General features: G+C 62.7%; 15 protein-coding genes, 1 tRNA gene and 1 riboswitch. Of the genes, 5 read left to right on the plus strand and 11 right to left on the minus strand.

From position 1 onward, the window contains the following. Nucleotides 1-331: 331 nt before the first annotated feature. A riboswitch (FMN riboswitch) is annotated at nucleotides 332-486 on the plus strand. Nucleotides 487-495: 9 nt separating this feature from the next. From B5F33_RS09590 to B5F33_RS09600, 3 genes are read left to right on the plus strand one after another with little or no spacing between them, the layout of a single operon-like run. After that, the gene (locus tag B5F33_RS09590; RefSeq protein ID WP_087411596.1) at nucleotides 496-1,038 is read left to right on the plus strand and encodes an ECF transporter S component; all 543 of its coding nucleotides are present in this window, start codon (nucleotides 496-498) and stop codon (nucleotides 1,036-1,038) included. After that, a complete protein-coding gene (locus B5F33_RS09595; protein WP_239285039.1) occupies nucleotides 1,028-3,118 on the plus strand; it encodes an energy-coupling factor transporter ATPase in 2,091 nt (696 codons plus the stop codon). Before B5F33_RS09590 ends, B5F33_RS09595 begins: the two co-directional genes overlap by 11 nt. Beyond that, a complete protein-coding gene (locus tag B5F33_RS09600; protein ID WP_087411598.1) occupies nucleotides 3,102-3,908 on the plus strand; it encodes an energy-coupling factor transporter transmembrane component T in 807 nt (268 codons plus the stop codon). Before B5F33_RS09595 ends, B5F33_RS09600 begins: the two co-directional genes overlap by 17 nt. A 51-nt stretch (nucleotides 3,909-3,959) precedes the next feature. Here B5F33_RS09600 and B5F33_RS09605 read toward each other — a convergent pair whose 3' ends face one another. After that, nucleotides 3,960-5,261 carry a twin-arginine translocation signal domain-containing protein gene (locus tag B5F33_RS09605; protein WP_143757973.1) on the minus strand — a complete coding sequence of 434 codons (1,302 nt, stop codon included), beginning with the start codon at nucleotides 5,259-5,261 and terminating at the stop codon, nucleotides 3,960-3,962. Between the two features lie 333 nt (nucleotides 5,262-5,594). Here B5F33_RS09605 and galE point away from each other — a divergent pair, with 333 nt between their 5' ends. Further along, nucleotides 5,595-6,653 (plus strand): UDP-glucose 4-epimerase GalE, encoded by a 1,059-nt coding sequence (gene galE / locus B5F33_RS09610; RefSeq protein WP_087411599.1) that lies wholly within the window; start codon nucleotides 5,595-5,597, stop codon nucleotides 6,651-6,653. 209 nt (nucleotides 6,654-6,862) lie between these two features. After that, nucleotides 6,863-7,876, plus strand: a complete 1,014-nt coding sequence (locus B5F33_RS09615) for a polyprenyl synthetase family protein (protein WP_087411600.1) — start codon at nucleotides 6,863-6,865, stop codon at nucleotides 7,874-7,876. 92 nt (nucleotides 7,877-7,968) lie between these two features. Here the strand turns inward: B5F33_RS09615 and B5F33_RS09620 are convergent, their stop codons facing one another. From B5F33_RS09620 to alr, 10 genes are all read right to left on the minus strand, one after another. After that, on the minus strand, nucleotides 7,969-8,727 hold the full coding sequence (locus B5F33_RS09620; RefSeq protein ID WP_239285041.1) for a VTT domain-containing protein: 759 nt from the start codon (nucleotides 8,725-8,727) through the stop codon (nucleotides 7,969-7,971). 177 nt (nucleotides 8,728-8,904) lie between these two features. Then, nucleotides 8,905-10,782 carry a HAMP domain-containing sensor histidine kinase gene (locus B5F33_RS09625; RefSeq protein ID WP_158095352.1) on the minus strand — a complete coding sequence of 626 codons (1,878 nt, stop codon included), beginning with the start codon at nucleotides 10,780-10,782 and terminating at the stop codon, nucleotides 8,905-8,907. Then, nucleotides 10,779-11,504 carry a response regulator transcription factor gene (locus B5F33_RS09630; protein WP_087411602.1) on the minus strand — a complete coding sequence of 242 codons (726 nt, stop codon included), beginning with the start codon at nucleotides 11,502-11,504 and terminating at the stop codon, nucleotides 10,779-10,781. The genes B5F33_RS09625 and B5F33_RS09630 overlap by 4 nt, the downstream gene beginning before the upstream one ends. A gap of 492 nt (nucleotides 11,505-11,996) precedes the next feature. Continuing rightward, nucleotides 11,997-12,070: transfer RNA gene (locus tag B5F33_RS09635), tRNA-Gln, on the minus strand. A gap of 48 nt (nucleotides 12,071-12,118) precedes the next feature. Then, entirely contained in the window at nucleotides 12,119-13,021 is a 903-nt protein-coding gene (locus tag B5F33_RS09640; protein WP_204214498.1) for a peptidoglycan-binding protein, read from the minus strand. 772 nt (nucleotides 13,022-13,793) lie between these two features. Then, a complete protein-coding gene (locus B5F33_RS09645; RefSeq protein WP_087411603.1) occupies nucleotides 13,794-15,632 on the minus strand; it encodes a carbon starvation CstA family protein in 1,839 nt (612 codons plus the stop codon). A 430-nt stretch (nucleotides 15,633-16,062) separates the two neighbouring features. Continuing rightward, nucleotides 16,063-18,513, minus strand: a complete 2,451-nt coding sequence (gene tsaD / locus B5F33_RS09650; protein ID WP_239285043.1) for a tRNA (adenosine(37)-N6)-threonylcarbamoyltransferase complex transferase subunit TsaD — start codon at nucleotides 18,511-18,513, stop codon at nucleotides 16,063-16,065. Between the two features lie 66 nt (nucleotides 18,514-18,579). Beyond that, a complete protein-coding gene (tsaE, locus tag B5F33_RS09655; protein WP_087411604.1) occupies nucleotides 18,580-19,095 on the minus strand; it encodes a tRNA (adenosine(37)-N6)-threonylcarbamoyltransferase complex ATPase subunit type 1 TsaE in 516 nt (171 codons plus the stop codon). 2 nt (nucleotides 19,096-19,097) lie between these two features. Continuing rightward, nucleotides 19,098-19,766 carry a uracil-DNA glycosylase gene (locus B5F33_RS09660; RefSeq protein WP_087411605.1) on the minus strand — a complete coding sequence of 223 codons (669 nt, stop codon included), beginning with the start codon at nucleotides 19,764-19,766 and terminating at the stop codon, nucleotides 19,098-19,100. 9 nt (nucleotides 19,767-19,775) lie between these two features. Then, a complete protein-coding gene (gene alr / locus B5F33_RS09665; RefSeq protein ID WP_087411606.1) occupies nucleotides 19,776-20,930 on the minus strand; it encodes an alanine racemase in 1,155 nt (384 codons plus the stop codon). Nucleotide 20,931: the final 1 nt, after the last annotated feature.

Consider the following 20,931-nt stretch of genomic DNA (forward strand, 5'->3'; position numbering starts at 1 on the left):
TGGCCTCCGTGAGGAAACCGAGGAGCTGAGGCGTTCCACGTCAATAAATGTCATGCGATAGAGGACGGTTCTCCCAGCTAGATACGGGAGAACCGTCCTTTTCTACTGCAAAAGTCAGGCTATACCCGATGCCTCGCCAGCAGGCAGCCTGGGCACGCGCGGTCAACATCAGGTTCCGCGTGGGCCCAGCGCGCGGGGCACCTCGAAACCGGCACCGACGCCCCGGCGGCTTTCCCATATGGAATCTCACCTTGACAAAAGAGCCGGCACTCGGGCGTGAACCTTCAAATCCTCGCTGTTCACCAGCACGCAAAAGCGCTATAGTGGCCTCGCACAGTTTCAGGGTTGGGTGAAATTCCCTACCGGCGGTAACTGGTCTCGCGTCGAACACATCACGCCAAACGCCAGAAGCCCGCGACCCGCGAAAGCGGCTGACCCGGTGAAAGTCCGGGGCCGACGGTACAGTCCGGATGGAAGAAACGGAGGCTTCTTCACATGAACACATCCATCAACACCAAGAAGATCGCACTGGCGGCACTCTTCACCGCGGCATCGCTGCTGCTGAGCTTTATCCAGATTCCCATCTTCCCGGCAGCGCCGTGGCTTATGTACGACCCTTCGGGCATCGTCTGCCTTATCGCCGCGCTCGCCTTCGGGCCCAAGCTGGGCGCCGCCGTCGCCATCATCTCCTGGCTGCCGCGTGTGTTCCTCGATCCGTTCGGCGCTCCCATGGGTATGGCGTCCACCTGCGCCTTCATCATTCCCGCAGCGCTCATCTACCTTCGCGGCAACCGCTCTCGCACCGCTTCGCTCGTAGGCATGATCGTAGGCGCCATCGTCTCGATCGTCGTGGCCTGCATCCTCAACCTCTTCGTGACGCCGCTCTATACCGCGGTGAGCATGATGGACGTCGTGGCCATGATCCTGCCGATCCTTCTTCCCTTCAACGCGCTCAAGATGGTCATCAACACGGTTGCCGGACAGGTTCTGCTGGCACCTTGCATGAACGCCCTGAAGGTTGAACGAGGTGACGCGTAGGCCCATGCCGTCCTTTCCGCACTCGACCGCACATACCGACGCGTCCCCTGTGTCCGACCGAGGGCCCGCACTGCGCGCCCGCACCAGCCGCCTTTCTGGCGACGGTGCGGGCGCGCCGCTCATCAGCCTGCGCGACGTCCATTTTGCATATCCTGGCGCCGTCGCCCCGGACGCGGCGCCAGCGAGTCCCGCGGCATCACAGGCGAGCGGATTCGTCGCGCGCGACGATACGGGCACAGACCACAACGATGGCCTTGAGGCCCTACGCGGCATCACACTCGACATCTGGCCCGGGGAGCACGTCTGCATCCTCGGCGGCAACGGCTCGGGAAAGTCGACCCTCGTCCAACTTATGAACGCTCTGCTGACGCCCACCTCGGGCACGGTCGAGGCGTTTGGCTATAACGCGGCAGACCCCGAAGGCGCCGCTCAGATTCGCCGCCGCGCCGCAATGGTCTTCCAGCATCCCGACGACCAGATGGTCACAAGCATCGTTGCCGACGACGTCGCCTTTGGCCCCGAGAATCTGGGCATACCCCAGCCCGAGATCGTACAGCGGGTCGATGCCGCCCTTGCAGCCGTCGACATGACCGAGCTTGCCCAGGCAGACCCTGCTGACCTCTCCGGCGGGCAGCGCCAGCGCGTCGCCATTGCCGGCGCGTTGGCCATGCAGCCGAAAGCCCTTTTGCTGGACGAGCCCTCGGCCATGTTGGACGCACAGGGGCATCGCGCGGTGCAGCGCATCGTCGAGCGACTCAACAGACGCGGCATCGCGATCGTGCACGTCACCCATTTCATGGACGATGCCCTTGCCGCCGACCGCGTCGTGGTGCTTGAGCGCGGCCGTATTGCCCTTGAAGGAACGCCGGATGATGTGTTTGCCCGACGCGACCTGGTGCGCTCGCTGGGCCTGGAACAACCGTTTACCTTGCAGCTTGCCGACCGGCTCGCCACGCACCTGCCCGGCCTGCCGCTCACCGGCAAGACCGACGCCCTTGCCGAAGCGATCGCACGCGCCGTGTTCCCACAGGGCGCCTCCTTACCCGGCACGGCCGACCGCGGAGCGCGGTCTGCCCGCGCCGAGGCAATGTCGAGCGACGATTCCTCGGCGCGGGCGGCTCACCCGAACGCCAGCGCGCCGAAAACCGCCCGGGACCGCCAAGATGATGCCATCGTCTTTGACCATGTGAGCTTTTCCTATGCCGACGACGCCAACCCGCGTAAGCGACGCCTATTTGGTCGCAAACGCTCGCAGCACGGTGTGCGACATGTGCCCCTCGCCCTCGACGATGTGTGCCTGACCGTCCCGCGCGGCTCACTCACTGCGCTCATCGGATGCACGGGCTCGGGCAAGTCGACCAGCGTTGAGCTCGCATGCGCGCTCAAGCTTCCGCGGTCGGGGCACGTCGTTGTCGGCGGCGTCGATACGTCGGACCTTGAACGACGCCACGAGCTACGCTCGCAGATAGGCTATGTGTCGCAGCTGCCCGAACGTCAGCTCTTTGCCGAAACGGTGCTGGACGACGTCGCCTTTGGCCCCCGGAACCTCCATCTCGATAGCGCCGAGGTCGATCGCCGCGTTCACGACGCGCTGACGGCCGTGGGCCTCGATCCAACGCCCGCGCTGTTGGGCCGCTCGCCGTTTGCGCTTTCCGGCGGCCAACAGCGCAGCGTCGCCATCGCCGGCGTGCTTGCCATGCAGACTCCGATGCTGGTGCTCGACGAGCCCATGGCAGGCCTCGACCCTGCCGGAAGAGCACGTATGCGCTCCCTTATCCAGACGCTTCGGGCCTCGGGGGTCACGCTGCTTATGGTCACCCACTCCATGGACGATGTCGCCGAACTTGCCGACCATGTCGTCGTCCTCGACCATGGCAAGGTCGTCGCAGAAGGCTCTCCTCGTCAGGTCTTTGAGCAAACGCCGTGCCCGGCGCCTGGGCTGCCGGCGCCCCTCGCCTTTACCAGAGCGCTCGCAGCGCACGGCGTCGCGCTGCACCCGGCCCCGCTTACCCTCGACGACCTTGTAACTGCGCTCACCAACCTATGCAAGGAGGTGTTCGACCATGGCGCTACGCGTTAGCATCGGCCAATACTACTCCGCGACCTCACCCATCCACTCCCTCGACCCTCGCGTGAAGCTCGTGCTTACCGTGGTGTTCATGGTGAGCTGCTTCTTTGTGGGAAATCTGCCCACCCTCGTGCTCGCCGGAGCGATTGTGGGACTCGCCATCGCGCTTGCCCATGTGCCGCTTGGAAGACTTTTGGCACAGATCAGGCCCATCGTCTTGTTCTTGGTGGTGACCTCGGTCATCAACCTCTTTTTTGTCCAGACGGGTGACCTTTTGGTCGCTGTCGGGCCCATACGCATCTTCACCGGGGGCGTCGAGGCCGCACTGCTCTACACGCTGCGGTTTTTCCTGCTGCTGCTTGCCGGCTCCCTGCTTATGCTCACCACCCAGCCCGTCGCCCTGACCGACGGAGCCGAGAAGCTGCTTGCCCCGCTGGAGCGCCTCGGTGCACCGGTGAGCCAGGTCACGCTCATCCTGTCCATCGCCCTGCGGTTTGTACCCACGCTTTCGCAGGAGGCGAAAAACATCGTGGCGGCCCAGACCGCCCGCGGAGCAGACCTGGAAAACAAGGGGGCGCTTGCCTATGTGCGCGCCTGCGTACCGCTGCTCGTCCCACTTTTCGCAAGTGCCCTGCGCCACGCCGAGAACCTGGGACGCGCCATGGACGCCCGCTGCTATACGGGAGGCGAAGGCCGCACACACTATCATGTGATGCGCCTCGATGCCCGTCATGACGGACTGGCGATCGGCGTCATGGCGCTCTACCTTGTAGCGCTCATCGCCCTGACCATATTGAGCTAGCTGCCGGCGGCCCGAACCTTCTTGCCCGGCACCGCCGGCCCTCTCCTCGCGCTACTGGCTTGCCAGGTTGATACCGCGGGCCCAGCCCCAACGGGGACTTACGGTGTCGCCGTAGTACGAAATCCAGCTGTCGAGGTTATTCGTGTTGATGTAGCCGATGTTCTCCATGATCTTGTTGTCGCCGATGTAGATGCCCACGTGACCATAGATACGGCCGGCGTAATTCTTGCTGTACGTGGACACTGCCACAATCATGCCCACCTGCAGGTCGGCCTTCTTGGAGCTCGTGCACCACCGGTTGTACATGTCGTTCGCGTTACCGCCGGGATAGCCAAACCCGGCGTTCTGGAATACGCGCGACACCCACGCGGCGCAGTAGTTCGCACCGGGCGAGGGGGTGTAGTAGCAGGAGTTCACGACGCGCTTCTGCGCCGCGCTCGCCGCGTTGTAGTCCTGGCCGCTGCCAGCTTCGGGGATGTTGGTAACACCGCCGCCGCTGCTCTGGCTAGCCTGCAGCGCCTCCTGACGCTTGCGCTCCGCCTCGGCCTCCGCCTCGGCCTGGGCCGCGGCGAGAATTTCGGCATCGCGCTGGGCCATGAGCTCTTTCACGTCATCGTCCAGGTCGCTGAGCACCTGCTGGACCTCGGCCTGCTTGGCCTGCATGTCCGAGAGCTGCTGAGCCTGCTGCTGCTGAAGCGTCTCGAGCTCGCTCTTCTGCTGCTCGAGCTCGCTCTTCTGCTGCTCGAGCTCTTCGCGCTGCTGCTCGAGCTCGGCCTGGATCTGCTGCACCTCATCAATGGCGCGCTGGTCGCTCTCGTTGATCTTGTCCAGATAGTAGGCGTTCGAGATAAGCTGGTCGAAGGACGTCGATGAGAGCAGCAGTGCAAGCGCCGTGTTGCCGCCATTTTTATAGTTGGAAGCAACGCGATTCGCCAGCTGGGATTGCTTTTTCTCGAGCTCTTCCTGCTTCTCGTCGATCTGGTCCTGAGTGTCTTCGATCTGCTCCTGCGTGGCGTCGATCTGGTCCTGGACGTCCTCGATCTGGGAGAGCGTCTGGCTCTGCTGCTTGCTCAGGCTTTCATACTGGTCGGCGATGTCGTCCAGCTGCTGCTTGACCTCGTTGTATTTCGTCTGTGCATCGGAAAGCGCATCGAGCGTCTCCTGGGTAGCCTGCGGCTCTGCCAGGGCACGCACCGGATTGCCCAAAAGCACCGCTGCGCCCACGGCGGCAAACAGCCCCTTCAGGGCATCGCGCCGAGAGACCTCGGCCTGATAAGCACATGCAAGGAATCCGTCTACGGCGTCGCGCTCCCGCTTGGGAGACCGCTGCTGGGGTGTGGTGTTGTGTGACATACGTGCTCCGTTTGATGTGTGTGTATATGTCGTCGCCCGACTGTCGTACGTATAAGGATACCGCACATCGTCCGCTGCGAAGCATTTTCCACAACCGGTTTGTACAAGCGGCGCCGGAGCGCCGGGAGCGGTCCTGTTTGCCAGCGGCCCGGCGCTGGTCCGTCTTCGGCGCGGCACCGGCTCGCCGTCTGCCCGGCGCTGGTCCGCCGTCGTACATCCCGGCACCGCCTCGCCGTCGGCCCGGCATTGTTAACCGCCGGCCCGCATGGCAGGGGCCAACATACCCGTGCGCTATACTTTTACGCGGTTTCAACCTCCCGAAAGGAGCTGCCCATGTCCGAAAAACTCGCTCCCGCCGACACCTGCGTCCTGGTGACTGGCGGTGCAGGCTTTATTGGCTCGCACACCGTTGTCGAGCTGCTGCAGCGCGGCTACCAGGTCGTCATCGTCGATGACCTCTCCAACTCCAGTCCGGTCGCCATCGACCGCATCAAGCAGATCGTTGGCGATGACGCCGCCAAGAACCTGACGTTCTATGAGGCGAACGTCCTCGACCGCGACGCCCTTGACAAGATCTTCGACACCCACAAGATCGACCGCGTCATTCATTTTGCCGGCTTCAAGGCGGTGGGAGAGTCCGTCCACAAGCCGCTCGAGTACTATCACAACAACATCGGCAGCACGCTGACGCTCTGCGACGTGATGCGCAACCACGACTGCAAGTCGATCATCTTCTCCAGCTCTTCGACGGTATATGGCGATCCGGACAACCCGCCCGTCACGGAGGCAGACCCCAAGAAGCCCGCCACCAACCCCTACGGCTGGACCAAGTGGATGATTGAGCAGATCCTCATGGACCTGCACACGGCCGACCCCGAGTGGAACGTCGTGCTGCTGCGTTACTTCAACCCCATCGGCGCTCATCCCTCGGGCCTCATCGGCGAGGACCCCAAGGGCATCCCCAACAACCTGGTGCCCTACGTGGCGCAGGTCGCCGTGGGCAAACGCGAGTGCATCAACGTCTTTGGCGACGACTACCCCACCCCCGACGGCACCGGCGTGCGCGATTACATCCACGTGGTCGACCTGGCTTGCGGCCACGTCTCGGCGCTTGAATGGATGAACGGCCGCTCCGAGGTGGGCATCTTTAACCTGGGGACCGGCAAGGGCTCCTCGGTGCTCGATGTGATTCACGCTTTCGAAAAGGCTTGCGGTAAGGAGCTGCCGTACAAGATTTGCCCGCGTCGCGACGGCGACATCGCAGCCAACTGGTGCGACGCCACGAAGGCCGAACAGGAGATGGGATGGACGGCCAAGTACGACATCGACGACATGTGCCGCGACTCGTGGAATTGGCAGTCTAAGAACCCCGACGGCTTCGCCACCAAGTAGCCACTGACCACCGGCCCGCCCGCCTCCCGCCATTTGCCATTGGGGACGGGTACATATGGCAGAACCCGCCTGGGCGATCGCGTATAGCCGGAAATGTTTCTAGTTCTGCCAAATGTACCCGTCCCCAATGGCTGCGTCCCCAATGGCAAATGGCGGGAGGCGGGCCCCGGCGGCGCGGCCCCGATGGCAAACCAGAAGAAAGGGCTTCTATGGCCAACGCCTTTGCAGAGTTCCTTGCCGAGCATCACGGCGACCTTGAGGACTACCTGGACTCGTTCTTCGGCGGGCAGACCGACCGCGCCGACCTTGAGCGCTATCTCTACGCGCCCCTGCGCGCCTTCTCAAGCAACGGCGGCAAACGCCACCGTCCGCTCATCTGCATGCTCGCCGCCAAAGCGGTCGGTGGAGACCCATCCCGCGCCCGGAGCGCAGCGGCGGCCATCGAGCACTTTCAGTCTGCAGCCCTCATCCACGACGACATTGCCGACAACGGCCAGCTACGCCGCGGCAGGCCCTGTCTGCACCTCACCGAGGGCACGGGGCCGGCTATCAATTGCGGCGACTATGCACTGACGCTGGTAACGGGAGCAGTGCTGGACGACGCCGAGCTCGAAGACGGCCAAAAGCTGCGTATCCTGAACGAGCTTGTAGCTATGATGCAACGCACCGTCGAGGGCCAGGCGCTCGATTTGGGCTGGGTGCGTGACGACCGCTTTGACCTCACGGTCGATGACTACCTCGCCATGGCCACTCTCAAGACCGCCCATTACTCGGGCGCCGTTCCGCTGGCATGCGGCGCCATCGCCGGCGGCGGCAGCAATGAACAGGTCGAAGCCCTCCGTTCCTTTGGGCTCAACACCGGACTGGCCTTCCAAATCCAAGACGACCTGCTGAACCTCGTTGGCGATGCGCACGACAAGGACCACCTGAGCGACATCACCGAGGGCAAGCGTACCCTTGTGGCCGTACACGCCCTCGCCCATGCGGACGCACCCGCCAAGGCCGAGCTCGAAGCCATCTTGCGTTCCGGTTCAAGCGACCCGAAGGTGCTCGACCGCGCCCTCACCCTATTCCGCGAGGCCGGTTCAATCGACTACGCCCATCGCTATGCGCTCGACCTTACCGCGCGCGCCAAGCAGATGCTCGATGCCGTGACGCTCGACGAAGGCTGCCGCGAGCTCTTCAAAAGCATGGCCGACTTCTTTGTGGAGCGTCTGCAATAAGAAACACGGCTGTCAGGACTGCCTCGAGCACCCGACACCTCGACGCCCGGTGGGCCACAATATGGCTCGCCGGGCGCTTCGGCAACAAGATCCTAGCGGCAGCGACGCTCCAGGACGCGATAGGCGATGCTGCCCAACACGAGCAATATGCCCGCCACAACAACGGCTATAACGGCCGCGGTATAATCCCCCGCGCCAAATGCGCTCGCCGCGATGGTCGACGTCACAATCGAGGGGATGCGCCCCAGCGTCGCGATGGCCAGCATGGCGGGGAAGCGCACGCCGATGAGCCCTGCGAAATAGGTCAGGAAGTCTTTGGGCGTTCCCGGAATAAGGAAGACGATGAGCATGACCAGCTCGACTTTGCGCGCATTTTGCAGCCACCCGAAACGCTCTAGATTCGACCGGTCAAAGAACAGCCCGACCACGCTCCATCCCCAGCGCCGCACGGCGCCGTAGATGATGCTCGAGCCCAGCGCGCTTGCCACCAGGCAAAGCGCCGTCCCCCCCCAAAAGCCGAACGCGTAGCCGCTCGCAAGCTCCACCGGCTCGCCGGGCAAGAACGCTAAGAAGATCTGCAGCATGCTGATGCCGACCATCACCAAACGGCTGAGCAGCGCATGCTCGTCAACGAACGCGTGGATCGCGTCGGCGTCCACCAACCACGCGTAGAGCCCGGGTAGGTAGCGCCAGCAGGCGGCTCCCAGCGCGGCAAGCACAATAACGGAGACCCCGATGACAATCGCACGACGGCGGGCAAGCGACGGCGGCTTTTCCGTCGAGGGCAGGCGGTTGGCATCGTTGCCCAAGGCACCCATCGTCGCCCCACCCATGGTCTCGTCGTGCATCATGATCGGTCCTTTCGCCCGGCCTTGCTGTCGGGCCCATCGTACAAAGCAAATTCCTATGTTCTGTCTACGCCCCGCCGCCATAACGCAGCCTGGGCGCGGCCGCTGTTCGTCGCAGCGTCCGCGCCCAGTGTACGGTGCAGCCCGTTAATCGGGGCTAAAGGGGACATTAAGGTTTGCTTAGACCTGCTCTGCCGCATGATCCGACGCGTCGTCGCCCACCGCGAAGGTCGCCGTGACGACCGCTCCTCCCGCAGGCCCGTTGGCCAGCTCGACATCGCCGCCATGGAGGCGCGCAAGTGTCCGCGCGATATTGAGTCCCAGGCCAAAATGCTCGGCAGACTTGGCTTCGCTATAAAACGGGTCACATCCGCGATGGAGCGCCTCTCCGGTAAATCCGGGGCCATCGTCGGCGACCACTACGCGCAAGGTCCCCCTCAACGGCGCCGACGCATTGCCCTTGTCGCCGGCCTCGCCCGCGACCTCTCCGGACACGACGGCGGCGTGTGATGCATGGGAGGTGTTCTGCGCATCTAGCTCTACATCGATGTCCAGGCGCACCTTTCCGCGCGCATGGCCACACGCGTTGCTCATCAGGTTGCCGACGACCTCCTCGATCAACTGCCGGTCAAGCAGCAGCCGAACATCAGACGAGCCCGAATCGCACCATACCGAAGGCAGCTTGCCAAGAGTCACGTCGACCTCCACCTCCCTGCCGCAGCTTGCCGCCATCTCGGTTACCTGATGACGCAGGTCATCTACGAGTTCGCGCGCTGCACACACCTCCCGACGCACCGGCCGGTCCTCGAGCTTGGTGACCTTGCTCATGGACTGCGCATAGTCCTCAAGGCGACGAACCTGTGCCGATAAGGCGTCGAGCGTCTCGCGCGGCAGCTGCACGTCGCATGCATTGGCGGCCGCACCGTCTGGCACCGAGGCCTCAGCCGGTGAGCACCCAGCGGAATCCGCCCCGGGCGACACGCCGCTATCGGCAGAAGCGCTGCCCGCCCGCTCGGCGCGCAGGCGCGCCATCTCAAGCGTGCCCTTGAGAACGGTGACCGGCGTGCGCAGGTCGTGGGCAAAGGCGGCATTGAGCCTACGGCGATCCTCTGCAGTCCTCCAGAGGTCCGCCTGGGCATGCGCAAGAGACGACCGCATGTGCTCGAACGCCTCAGCAAGACGGCCAAACTCCCTACCCTGAACCGCGCCCACGGTAAAGTCCAGGTTCTGGGCTGCAATGCGGTCGGCCGCGCCATGCAGCGTGGCAAGCGGCGCCGACAAACGCTTGAGATAGAATCGCCGGAACAACACCACCGCCAGGATGCCGCATCCCACGAACGGCAGAATGACCGCCGCGAGACGCAGGCCAAACACCAACGGCTCGTTTTCCACCGTCATGCTCTTCGATACGTAATATGCGACATTCGAGACGACAAGATCCGGGCTGTTCTCGTCCACGCCATCGATTGCCGCGCTCACAGGCACGCGCGCCGCACGTTCCCGCGCATCGTAAGCTGCCAGGTCGTTTGGCGCAATGGGTTCGGGGTCATAGGGGTTGCCGTCCGCCGCAATGTAGTCGGCCTCCGTATAGTTGCCGCCCCAGTCAAGAATCGTAAGCGCCGGGTCGTCCCGCACCATATCCATTGTTGCGTAGACTACGCGCAGGCCATTCGACGCGTTGTAGGTTTCTTGCGAGAAGCCTTCGCCTGACTCCGTGGCACGCCCCGTACCTCCCCGCATGCCCAAGAAGACTGATCGGTCAAACTCGCCGCCCATATCGATCGACACCGCAGGAACGAGCTCGCCGTCGGCTGCATCGTAGACATACGGACCCGAATCGACCTCGACGCCGTCTCCAGCGGAATACATCGCGGCATCGTAGGCCTGCATGAACGCCTCCATGAGGACAAACATCACGAATGCAGACACGACCAGCCAGATGACGGAATAGCAGAAAAACGCACGCATAAGTGGCAGACCGCTCCACCACGTTCGCACCCGATCGATCAGACTGGATTCCACCCGACCCGTTGCTTCGTTATCCCTGCGCGCGCTCATGATCTGGCCTCCCATCGGTATCCAACGCCCCAGACCGTCTCGATGGGCGCCGCCTTAGCGCCCGCGTCTTGGAACTTCTTTCGAATACGCCGCACATGTTCGCGCACTATGGAGGGATCCCCCGTAGCATCCCAACCCCACACCTGCTCATAGATCTGCGCGCGGTCGTACACACGCCCCGCATGCTTGCTGAGCAGGGCGATGATGTCGAACTCGGTGCGCGTGAGGTCGAGTGTCACTTTGCCCTGCTCCGCGTACACAGCAACCGTGCGGGCAGCGTAGTCGATAGCGATGTCGCCAAACCTCAGCACCGTTGCATCCTGCACGTCTCCGCGGCGTTCTTCGCGCGCCAGATGCGCCTTCACGCGGCTGCCCAGCACCTTAAGAGAAAACGGCTTCAGCACATAGTCATCGGCACCTGCCGCAAACCCGTCCAGCTGGTCGGCGTCTTCAACGCGCGCCGTGAGAAATATGATGGGGCATCCCAGGCTTTCGCGAATGCGCCGACAGAGCTCGAAGCCGTCCATGCCCGGCATGTTCACATCCAGAAGCGCAAGGTCGATTCTTTCACCACTTGCCAGCGACATCTCCACCGCCTGCAGAGCCGAACCGGCGTTGAGCGCGCATACGGTCTCGTAGCCCTCCATGCGAAAAAAATCGTCCAGCATGTGCACGATCGCGGACTCGTCATCCACGATCAGTAAGCGCTTGGTCTGCTGCATCGACCCACCGTGCCCTCCATCTTGCCGAGCCTCTATTACCGCCCCACGCTCGAGCGAGCGCCGCGTGAGCCTATCATGGCAGACCTTTATCAACATTGTTCCTACGTAGATGCGCTTTCCGACATCAGGCCGGCAGCCTCCGGCCTCTCTGGTGCCCTGAGCCATGAAGGAGGGCAGCCCGGCGCGTCGCATGTCCGAGATTGCAAAACCGACTCTCGGCGGGCCATATTCCTCACGGGCGATCGAAGTCCTTGATTTTGCCGTTTTGGACCTCTAAAACGTCCAAATCTAGGACCTCGTCCGAGACTTGAACAAGCGGCCGCGCATCGCCCTCGCATGGCTCGACGCAGAAGGGCGCTAGAGACGCTGCGGACGCGATTCAACGAGAGTTCTCCGCAAAGTTTTGCGGCAATTTTGCGGCATCACATTGCGGCATATCAAACAAAAGAAAGCAGGCCAGACCGCTAACCGTGTCTGACCTGCTGTTTTGTATGGCTGGGGCAGAGGGATTCGAACCCCCGTAACCGGCACCAAAAACCGGGGTCCTGCCGCTGGACGATGCCCCAAGATGACAGCGCCGAGGCCGCGCCTCAACGCGATTCAACAAAGTGTACCTAATCGCTCAACGCATCGCAAACGCCGTCAAGCAGCATCACGGCAAGCCCCTGTGCATCACTCGACGTGAAGGAGCCATACTGCGTCATGCCCGTCAGCTCGATGCGCAGGTGCGCCGGTCGCGACGTGGACGCGACAAGCGCCGTACGGATTCGCTGAGCAACGTTCACGCAGTCCACCAGGACGATCGTCGCGCGCGGAGAGGCGTCGTCGGGAAGCCCCTCGCTTGCGATCTCCAACACGAGGTCGACATCATCGGGTGCCTCGCTGTCACAGAGCTGCATGCCGCTATTCTCCGTGGTCGCCGAGGCGATATTCCACATGCGCGACGCCACATTGCGCGCAATGGGATCTTCGCCCACCACAGCAATCTGATACCGCTCGAGCACGCTGGCAGCACGGGCGAATCCAGTGCGAAGCTCGGCTTCGCTCACCGAAGGCTTGCCCTCCCACACATGACGCAAGCGATCGATATAGCTAAACGTGTCGCTAAAAGCCATACCGTCGGCGAAGAGACCCACGTTTTCTTGGAACTGCTGCAAGGCCGCCTCGGTGTGCGGACCAAAATATCCATCCGCCTCCCCGCACGAGAACCCCAGCGCGTTCAAAGCATGCTGCAGCTCCAACACGTCGGACCCATGGAAATTGGGCAGCCGGAGATAGAGCGTTCGGTCTCCAAGACGATACGAGGCGTCAACGAGCTTGCTCCAGCACGTCATGTCCACCGTGTCATCCCCCGCTAGACCGTTATCTACGCGAAACGCACGGACAGAAGAGCTCGTCGATGGACCAAACAGCTGGTCGCGCAGCTCGTCCTCGTCGATCGTATAACCCAACATGGTCAGGCGCGCCTGCACGTCCTCTACAGCAGGGCCTTGCATGCCTGCAACGATTGGCTCCATGCGGCTTCCTCCCCCTATAACAAGTGCGCCGCGATTCCCTCTTGGTACTTGCAGCGACGCCCTCGACATCACATATACGTCTATAGTCTAGCAAGACGCCGGTATACACGAACCCCAGGGTCCGCATACGTCCTGGTGACCCAAAAAAGATTCCATGTTCCAAGGCGCAAGTTCCGAAGCGAGCTCGGGCCATCGGCAACGCCCGTTGCGCCCACAGCCCTCTACCCGCCGGACGCAAAGGCACGTCACCAGCCCGGGGAATGTGTACAACCGAGCGATCCTCAAGCCGGGGGGACCTCAAGCCCGGGGATTCTTATAGCCCGGACCGCCCTTCTCCGTGCCACAGCGCCCCCTTGCGGAGGCTCGAAACAACAAAATTCGGTTTTATGCAGTTCATTTGAGAATTGCCGGGTAGACCAGCATTGCAAACCTCTGTGACCAGGAGTTTTGTTGCCAAGAAAGCGGGGGCTACTCGGAGGTTTCAACATGAACTGCATAAATCCGAATCGAATTGCACCAAAGGGGCATCCACCACCCACATGGACACCGCCGCGTCCTCTTGAGAACCCAGGGCACAAGAACGACAGACGCTATCGGCGGCATCTGGGCAGCGGCGAGGGAGCACGCCACGTCTGAAACGGCGTCGCCCCGGCTGGCACATGCCAGCCGGGGCGAAACGCGCTTTTACATCAAATTGTACGGTGCTGCTGAGACCGCCGAGCAGCGCTCCTGCCAGCAGACACCTGAAAGCACCCTGGCAACACGCCGAGCGTTAGCCGCGTGCCTCGACGCCATCGGAGGGAGCCTCGACGGGGTCGCCGTGGCCATAGTGAGCGCGGCCCATCTGGGTCCACTCGGGCTCCTCGTCGGGAAGCGAGCCCGCCTTCTTGGTGAAGAGCTCACGCAGGCAGTGGTACGCCACGAAGATGCCCAGGATCACGATGAGAATCGCGAAAACAAGCTGCAGGCCGGAAGTAGCGATGACGGCCATGCCACCCGCAGCAAGCGCGTTCACGCAGCCGATGATGCTCTGCACGAGCGAGGTGAACGTGCACACGAGCAGGAACGCCACGGGCACATAGAGCATGAAGCCCTTGCGGCCGGTGCACTTGCAGAACACGGCCAGCGCGATCATGGTCATACCACCGAGCAGCTGGTTGGATGCACCGAAGAGCGGCCAGATGTTGTTGTAGCCACCGAAGGCCAGAGCGAAGCCGAGCACCAGGGTCACGACGGTAGAAACCCAGGTATTGGAGAAGAAGCGAGCTGCGCCGGTCGTCTCGGCGGACGCGTCCTCTGCGGCGTCGTTGCCCTTAGCGAAGAACTCCTGGAACGAAAGGCGGCCGATACGTGCCACCGCGTCGACAGACGTGAGGGCCAGAGCGGAAACGCACATGGTCATGAACACCGTGGCCAGCGTGCCGTCCACGCCAAAGGCCGTCATACCGCGGGCAACGCCCTGCGAGAAGATCTGGAACGGCGTGCCCACTGCGGCACCCGCGGCACCCGACGTGTTGATGTCGGAGAACATGATGGCGGCGACAACAATGGCCAGCACACCCACGAAGGACTCAAGCACCATGGCGCCGTAGCCCACCGGGAGCATGTCCTGCTCCTTCGAGACCTGCTTAGACGAGGTGTTGGTAGAAACCAGGCTGTGGAAGCCGGAAAGCGCGCCGCATGCGACGGAGACAAACAGCAGCGGGAACAGATAGCTGCCCTTCGACGCCAGCGCCGAGATGTCGGCAACCATCGGCGCGGTCATCGTGGCCTCACCGTCGATGCCCAGGACAAAAACACCCACCACGGCGCACACGATCATGACGATCATCATGATGCTCGTGAGGTAGTCACGCGGCTGCTTGAGGGTCTGGATGGGCATGGCCGCAGCAAAGAGCAGGTACACGGCGATAACGGCAAACCAGCCGTACTTGTTGAGATAGACCGGGAACTGCATGCCGACGGCGAACATGAGCACGAAGAGAACCACGGCGAGCAGCAGCTCTTTCCAGCCCGAAAGGCCGAACTTGCGGTTGATCCATCCAAAGGCGATGGCCACAAAGGTGAAGAGGATCGAGATGGTACCAGCGGTGCCGCCCGCATAGGACGCAGCCGCGTCAACGGCGCCGGAGGCGTCGAACGTCGCCTGGAAGGTGCCGGCGACCATGTCGACGAAGGCCGCGATGACGATGATCGTGAAGAGCCAGCTGAACAGCAAGAAGAGCTTGCGGCCCGTGTGGCCGATGTACTTCTCGATGAGCTGGGCGAGCGACTTGCCGTTGTTCTTCACGCTTGCATAGAGCGCTCCGAAGTCATGCACGGCACCGAAGAAGATGCCGCCCACGAGCACCCACAGCAGCACGGGCAGCCAGCCAAACATCATGGCGGCGATGGTGCCGGTCACAGGGCCAGCGCCGCAAATCGAACTAAACTGGTGTGAGAACGCGGTAAAGCAGGACGCCGGCGAGAAGTTCTTGCCGTCCTCCATGCGCTTGGCAGGCGTCAATGCATCGCGGTCGACGCCCCAGGTCTTGGCCAGCCAGCGGCCATATACCAGGTAGCCCGCGGCGAGAACCACCGCCGCAACCACCACGATTACCATACCGTTCATAAACATCCCTTTCCGAACAACACGAAGATGATTCGTCCGCCCGAACGGCGCCCTAAAAACAAAACGAGGGCCGTCGCTCAACGTCGACGGCCCTCGTCATATCCTCGATCATGGACCGCCCGCTATCAACGCGGGCGGCGCTACCGGCTACCCGCGCTTGATAATAATCTCGCTCGAAATAATCGATAGCAGCGTCATGTCGTGGCTCCCTGTTGTTCAACCGTTGCGATGCGACCAAAGCCGCACCCCCTGTAAAACCATCAGGCATTGTGAGACTTTAGCGTGATAAAGTCAACTTTGTTACCACTTTGTTGCATCTCGCGCTGCCACACCCCAAACGCCAGCGACGGTAGATGGGTTTTCTTGCCGCGGCCCATCGACCCCATGGGTCGACGAGACCGCGGCAAATCGAACCGTCCCAGCAGCGCCCCTACAGCGTCATGTTGGGGTCGGCGTCGATATCCAGGGGCGCGAAATCGCTTTCGGCGAATTTGCGGCGTGCGACCTCTGCGATCATGGCCGCGTTGTCAGTGCAGGCGTTCTGCGGCGGAACCGTCACGCGAATTCCCTGGCGTCCGAGCTTCTTGATCATCATCTGTCGCAGGTGCGGGTTGGCGGCCACGCCTCCTCCGATGCAGTATTCGCGCGCTCCGGTCTCACGCAGCGCGTTGCGAGCCTTCTTGTACTGCACGTCAAATACAGCAGCCTCGAACGACGCCGCTAGATCTGGCAGATGGATGGTCCTTCCCGCCGCGGTTTCCTGCTCGATATAGGTGACCACGGCAGTCTTGAGGCCGGAAAGCGAGAAGCGATAGTCTCCCTTGCGATTGAGCGCACGAGGAAACTCGATCGCATGCGGGTCGCCCGTCTCCGCCAGACGCGAAATGATGGGTCCGCCGGGGTATCCGAGCCCCAAGGCCTTTGCGACCTTGTCGAACGCCTCGCCGACCGCATCGTCAAGCGTCTCGCCCATGACCTCATAGTCGCCCCACGCCTTGACGTGGACCAACATGGTGTGGCCGCCGGACACAAGCGTAAAGATAAACGGCGGCTTTAGGTCGGGCGTCGTAAGCAGGTTGGCGTAGAGGTGCCCCTCAAGATGGTTCACCGCAATGAGCGGGATATCGGCCGCATACGCAAACCCCTTTGCAAAGGCCACGCCGACGACGAGCGCCCCTACAAGGCCAGGCCCCTGCGTCACGCCCACAGCCGCAAGCTCGGAGGGCTCAAGCGTCCCGCCATCAAGGCCCAGCGCTTCCGTCGCCTCTTCAAGAGCCGCATCGACCACGCCCACGATAACCTCGACGTGCTTGCGCGAGGCGATCTCGGGAACCACCCCGCCGAACCGCGCGTGGAAGTCGATCTGGGTCGAGACCTGGTTGGCTAGCAGCCTGCCCTCGCCATCGATGATGGCAACAGCGGTCTCGTCACACGAACTCTCAATCGCCATCACCAGGTTGAGGCTGGCTAGACGCGCGCGTTCGTCATCGGTGCGACGCACAGAAGGAAGCGGCCACGGCCTTACGGACGCCGCGGTCGGCTCGGGCGAGGCGGCGTCTACGGGAAGAACAAGCGGCAGCTTCGCCGTCATTACAAGCGCATCATTGCCCGCGCCGTAATATCCCCGGCGCACGCCCGCCTGGGAGAATCCCAGCGAGTCATATAGGGCCTGAGCGCCGTCGTTTGAAGCCTCCACCTCAAGCGAAGCAGTGGTGCAGCCCAGCATCTGAGCGTCATAGCTCACGTGCGAGAGCAGCTTGCGTGCAATGCCCTCGCGCCGGCGCTCAGGCGCCACGGCGACATCGAGCACCTGCAGGTCATGCTCGACCATCATACCGCCCGCAATGCCCACCAGCTCGCCATCATCATGGGCGACCCACCACGATCGCGGCACGGCCGCATCCTGGCCGAACTCGGAAAGAAACTGAGCCGGCGACCAGGCGTTGTGGCCCATGCCGTCAAAGCAGCGCGCCTCCAGCGCCGAGGCGGCCTCGGCGTCTGCTGGCCCCATGGGGCGAAACTGCAGGTGCCGGCCTGCAAGCTCGTCTGCGACACCGGTCACAGCGCTCGATGGGCTCTGCGCAAGCCCCAGCCGCTTCCGCTCGTTTTCTTCGGCATCCGAAAGCCGCGTATAGATGGGAAGCACCGATGCCGGATCCCCAGAGGCGGCATCCGCACCGTCCGTGGCGCGCGATGCCGCCCACGCCAGCAGCAAGCCCTCGCCACTCGGCCACCACAGGGCACGGTCGAGCGCCTTGTCCATAAGGCCTGCCGCCTCAAACAGGCGCCCGTGGCGCACCAGGCCGTCGCCTGTAAGCTGCAAATCATCGGCGTTCGGCAACTTCCGCCACTCCTCGACTGCGTCGGCTGCCTTAACGACGCGCTCGCGGTCAAAGAGTCGAGAGGCGCCTTCGTCGTCCAGGCTGTAGAGCGCCGGATACACCTCGCCTCGCATCGCGTCCGCCGCGACCCCCAGCAGCCCGCGAACACCGACCCGCCATGCAGTCCACGCCGCAGCATCGAGCGTCGACACCCCATAGAGCGGCAGGTTAGCGCCGCGTGCCAGGCCCTTCGCCGTCGAGATGCCGATGCGCACGCCCGTAAACGAACCCGGGCCCCTGCCGACCAGCACCACGTCGACATCATGCATGGACAGCTGGGCATCGTCGAGCGCGCGATCGAGCGTTGTCACCAACTCGACGTTGGCATGGCGACGGCACAGGTGGTCCCCCGACGCCAGCAGCTCGACGGCGGCATGACACGCCGCACCGCCATCGGGTCCATTCATCCGCCCAACAGCGCAAGCAAGCATGTCGGTCGACGTGTCGATCGCCACGGCCAACATGCCCGGCGCAGCATCGATGCGCGCCCTGTCCTTCATACAGCCTCCCAGCATTACCTGTTCTATCTCAAGCCCCACCCATCACACACGATGTGCTCAGGCTCGCTATGCCTCTTGTTCGAGCTCTGCCTTCACGGCTCGATCGATCTGCGCAGCAAGCTCTTGGGCTCGCTCGCCATGCGGCTCGAGCACAATCGTTCGCTCATCCGGTGCATCCGCTACGCGCGAGATCACCACCGAGAGGTATTCGTCGGTCAGCTCGTCTTGAAACTGCTCTCCCCATTCAAGCATGCAGACGCCCTCGTAACCCAAGACATCATAGATGCCGGTATCCTCAAGCTCGTACGCATGCTCCAGCCGATACAGGTCGAAGTGAAACAGAGGAATCCTTCCGCCGTCATGGACGGCCATCAGGGCGAACGTGGGACTGGTGACGGGATGCTCATCCCCCAGCCCGCGCGCCACACCCTTGGTAAGATGCGTCTTGCCCACGCCGAGCCCGCCCGTCAGGATGAGGACATCCCCCTCGGCGAGCTCATCTGCCATGAGCTCTCCCAGGCGCTCCGTATCCTGTTGGCATTGGCTGCGATAGGCACCCAACCCCTCACGTCGCAGACCCATGTCTATTCTCCTGCCGTAGGCAAGGCATCGGATTCCTGTGCGACGGGGCCCTGCGCTGACGGCACCGGCGCGGCAGGATGACGCTCAAGATAGTCGCCCAGCATGCGGAAATCGTCCTCGAGCAGCTTCTGCCACGCGGGATTCCTAAGAGCGGCCGCGGGATGGAACGTCGGCATCACGATGAAATGACCCATCTGATGGAGCCTGCCGCGCAGGCGCGTGATGCCCACTTCGGTCTTGAGCACGAAGTGCGTCGCAGGATTGCCCATCGTCACGATAACGTCGGGCCAGATGCTACGAATCTGCTCGCGGAGAAACGGCGCGCACGCAAGCACCTCATCGGCCTTGGGGTCGCGGTTTCCTGGCGGGCGGCACTTCAAGACGTTTGCGATATAAATCTCTTCACGCGTCAGCCCTGCGAGCGACAGGATGCTGTTGAGATTCTCGCCTGCGCGCCCCACAAACGGCTCACCCTGCAGGTCTTCGTTTCTGCCCGGAGCCTCGCCCACGAACATGACGCGCGCACGCGGGTCACCCACACCGAAGACGATGTTCGTACGCGTCTGGCACAGCTCGCATAGCCGGCAGTCACCCAGCACCGCGCGAATCTCATCCAAACGCACCTCGCGAGGCGCTTGATGGGTATGCCCCGGAATATGCATGACGCCCATGACGCCTCCTTATCGATAGACCTTTTCCAGCCGCATGCCAAAACCACATGCCACCTCGTAGTTGATAGTGCCGCGCAGCTTTGCCATCTCGTCCATGGTAATCTGCTCGTCACCATCGCGGCCGATGATGACCATCTCGTCTCCGTACTCGGCCTCGCGAATCTGGTGAATCGGCGTCTGCTGGATGGCAACCATGCATTGATCCATGCAGATATTCCCTACCTGTCGGATACGCTCGCCGCGATAGAGGACATCCATACGATTCGAAAGGGTGCGGGAAAGACCGTCGGCATACCCCAGCGGCAGCGTGCAGATCTGAACGGCGGTTCGCGGAACGCGGTAGGTGAATCCGTATCCCACGCCCTCGCCCATGGCAGGACGCGTCGTACGCGTCACCCGCGCCTTCACGCTCATAACTGGTTCGAGGTCCATGAGCGGGCGCGTCGCGTCACACGGCTGAAGGCCGTACAGGCCAATGCCCGCCCTGATCATGTCGTTATGGGACGAAGGGTCGAGGATCGACGCAGGCGTGTTGTCGCAATGCACGATGCCGCATTCCATGCCAGCATCCCGCAGCGCCGCCACCGCCTCGTCGAAGCGTCGACGCTGCAGCTTATAATCCCAGCCGTCGATGTCGTCGGCCGTAGCGAAGTGCGTGAATACGCCGTCGCACGCTATACCTCGATGAAAGTCGATGCTGCGGCGAAAATCGAGCACCTGGGTGTAGTGCACGCCGATGCGGTTCATGCCGGTCTCGATTGCCAGGTGATACTTGCCCACCGTTCCCATTTGAACAGCGCATTCACCATAGGCGAGAGCGAAGTCCGACGTATAGATCGACGGCATGATGCGATGCTCAAGCAGCAGCGGAATGGCGTCGAGAGGCGGCTCGCTCAAGATCAAGATAGGGGCGGTGATACCGCCGTCGCGCAGGCGAACTCCCTCGTCGACGGTCGCGACGGCAAACATGTCGGCACCGGTAGACTGCATGACCTTGGCACATTCCACCGCACCATGCCCATAGGCATCGGCTTTGACCACGCAGCAGAGCTTCTGCCCCGGCTTGAGCAAACTCTTGAACGCGCGCGTATTGCGTCGAAGCGCGCCGCGGTCGATCTCGACCCATGCCCATCGTGTCAAGGGATGGCGACTCGTGGCTGCCATG

Origin of the sequence: Collinsella sp. An2 (assembly GCF_002160065.1) — a bacterium.
Classification (GTDB): domain Bacteria; phylum Actinomycetota; class Coriobacteriia; order Coriobacteriales; family Coriobacteriaceae; genus Limicola.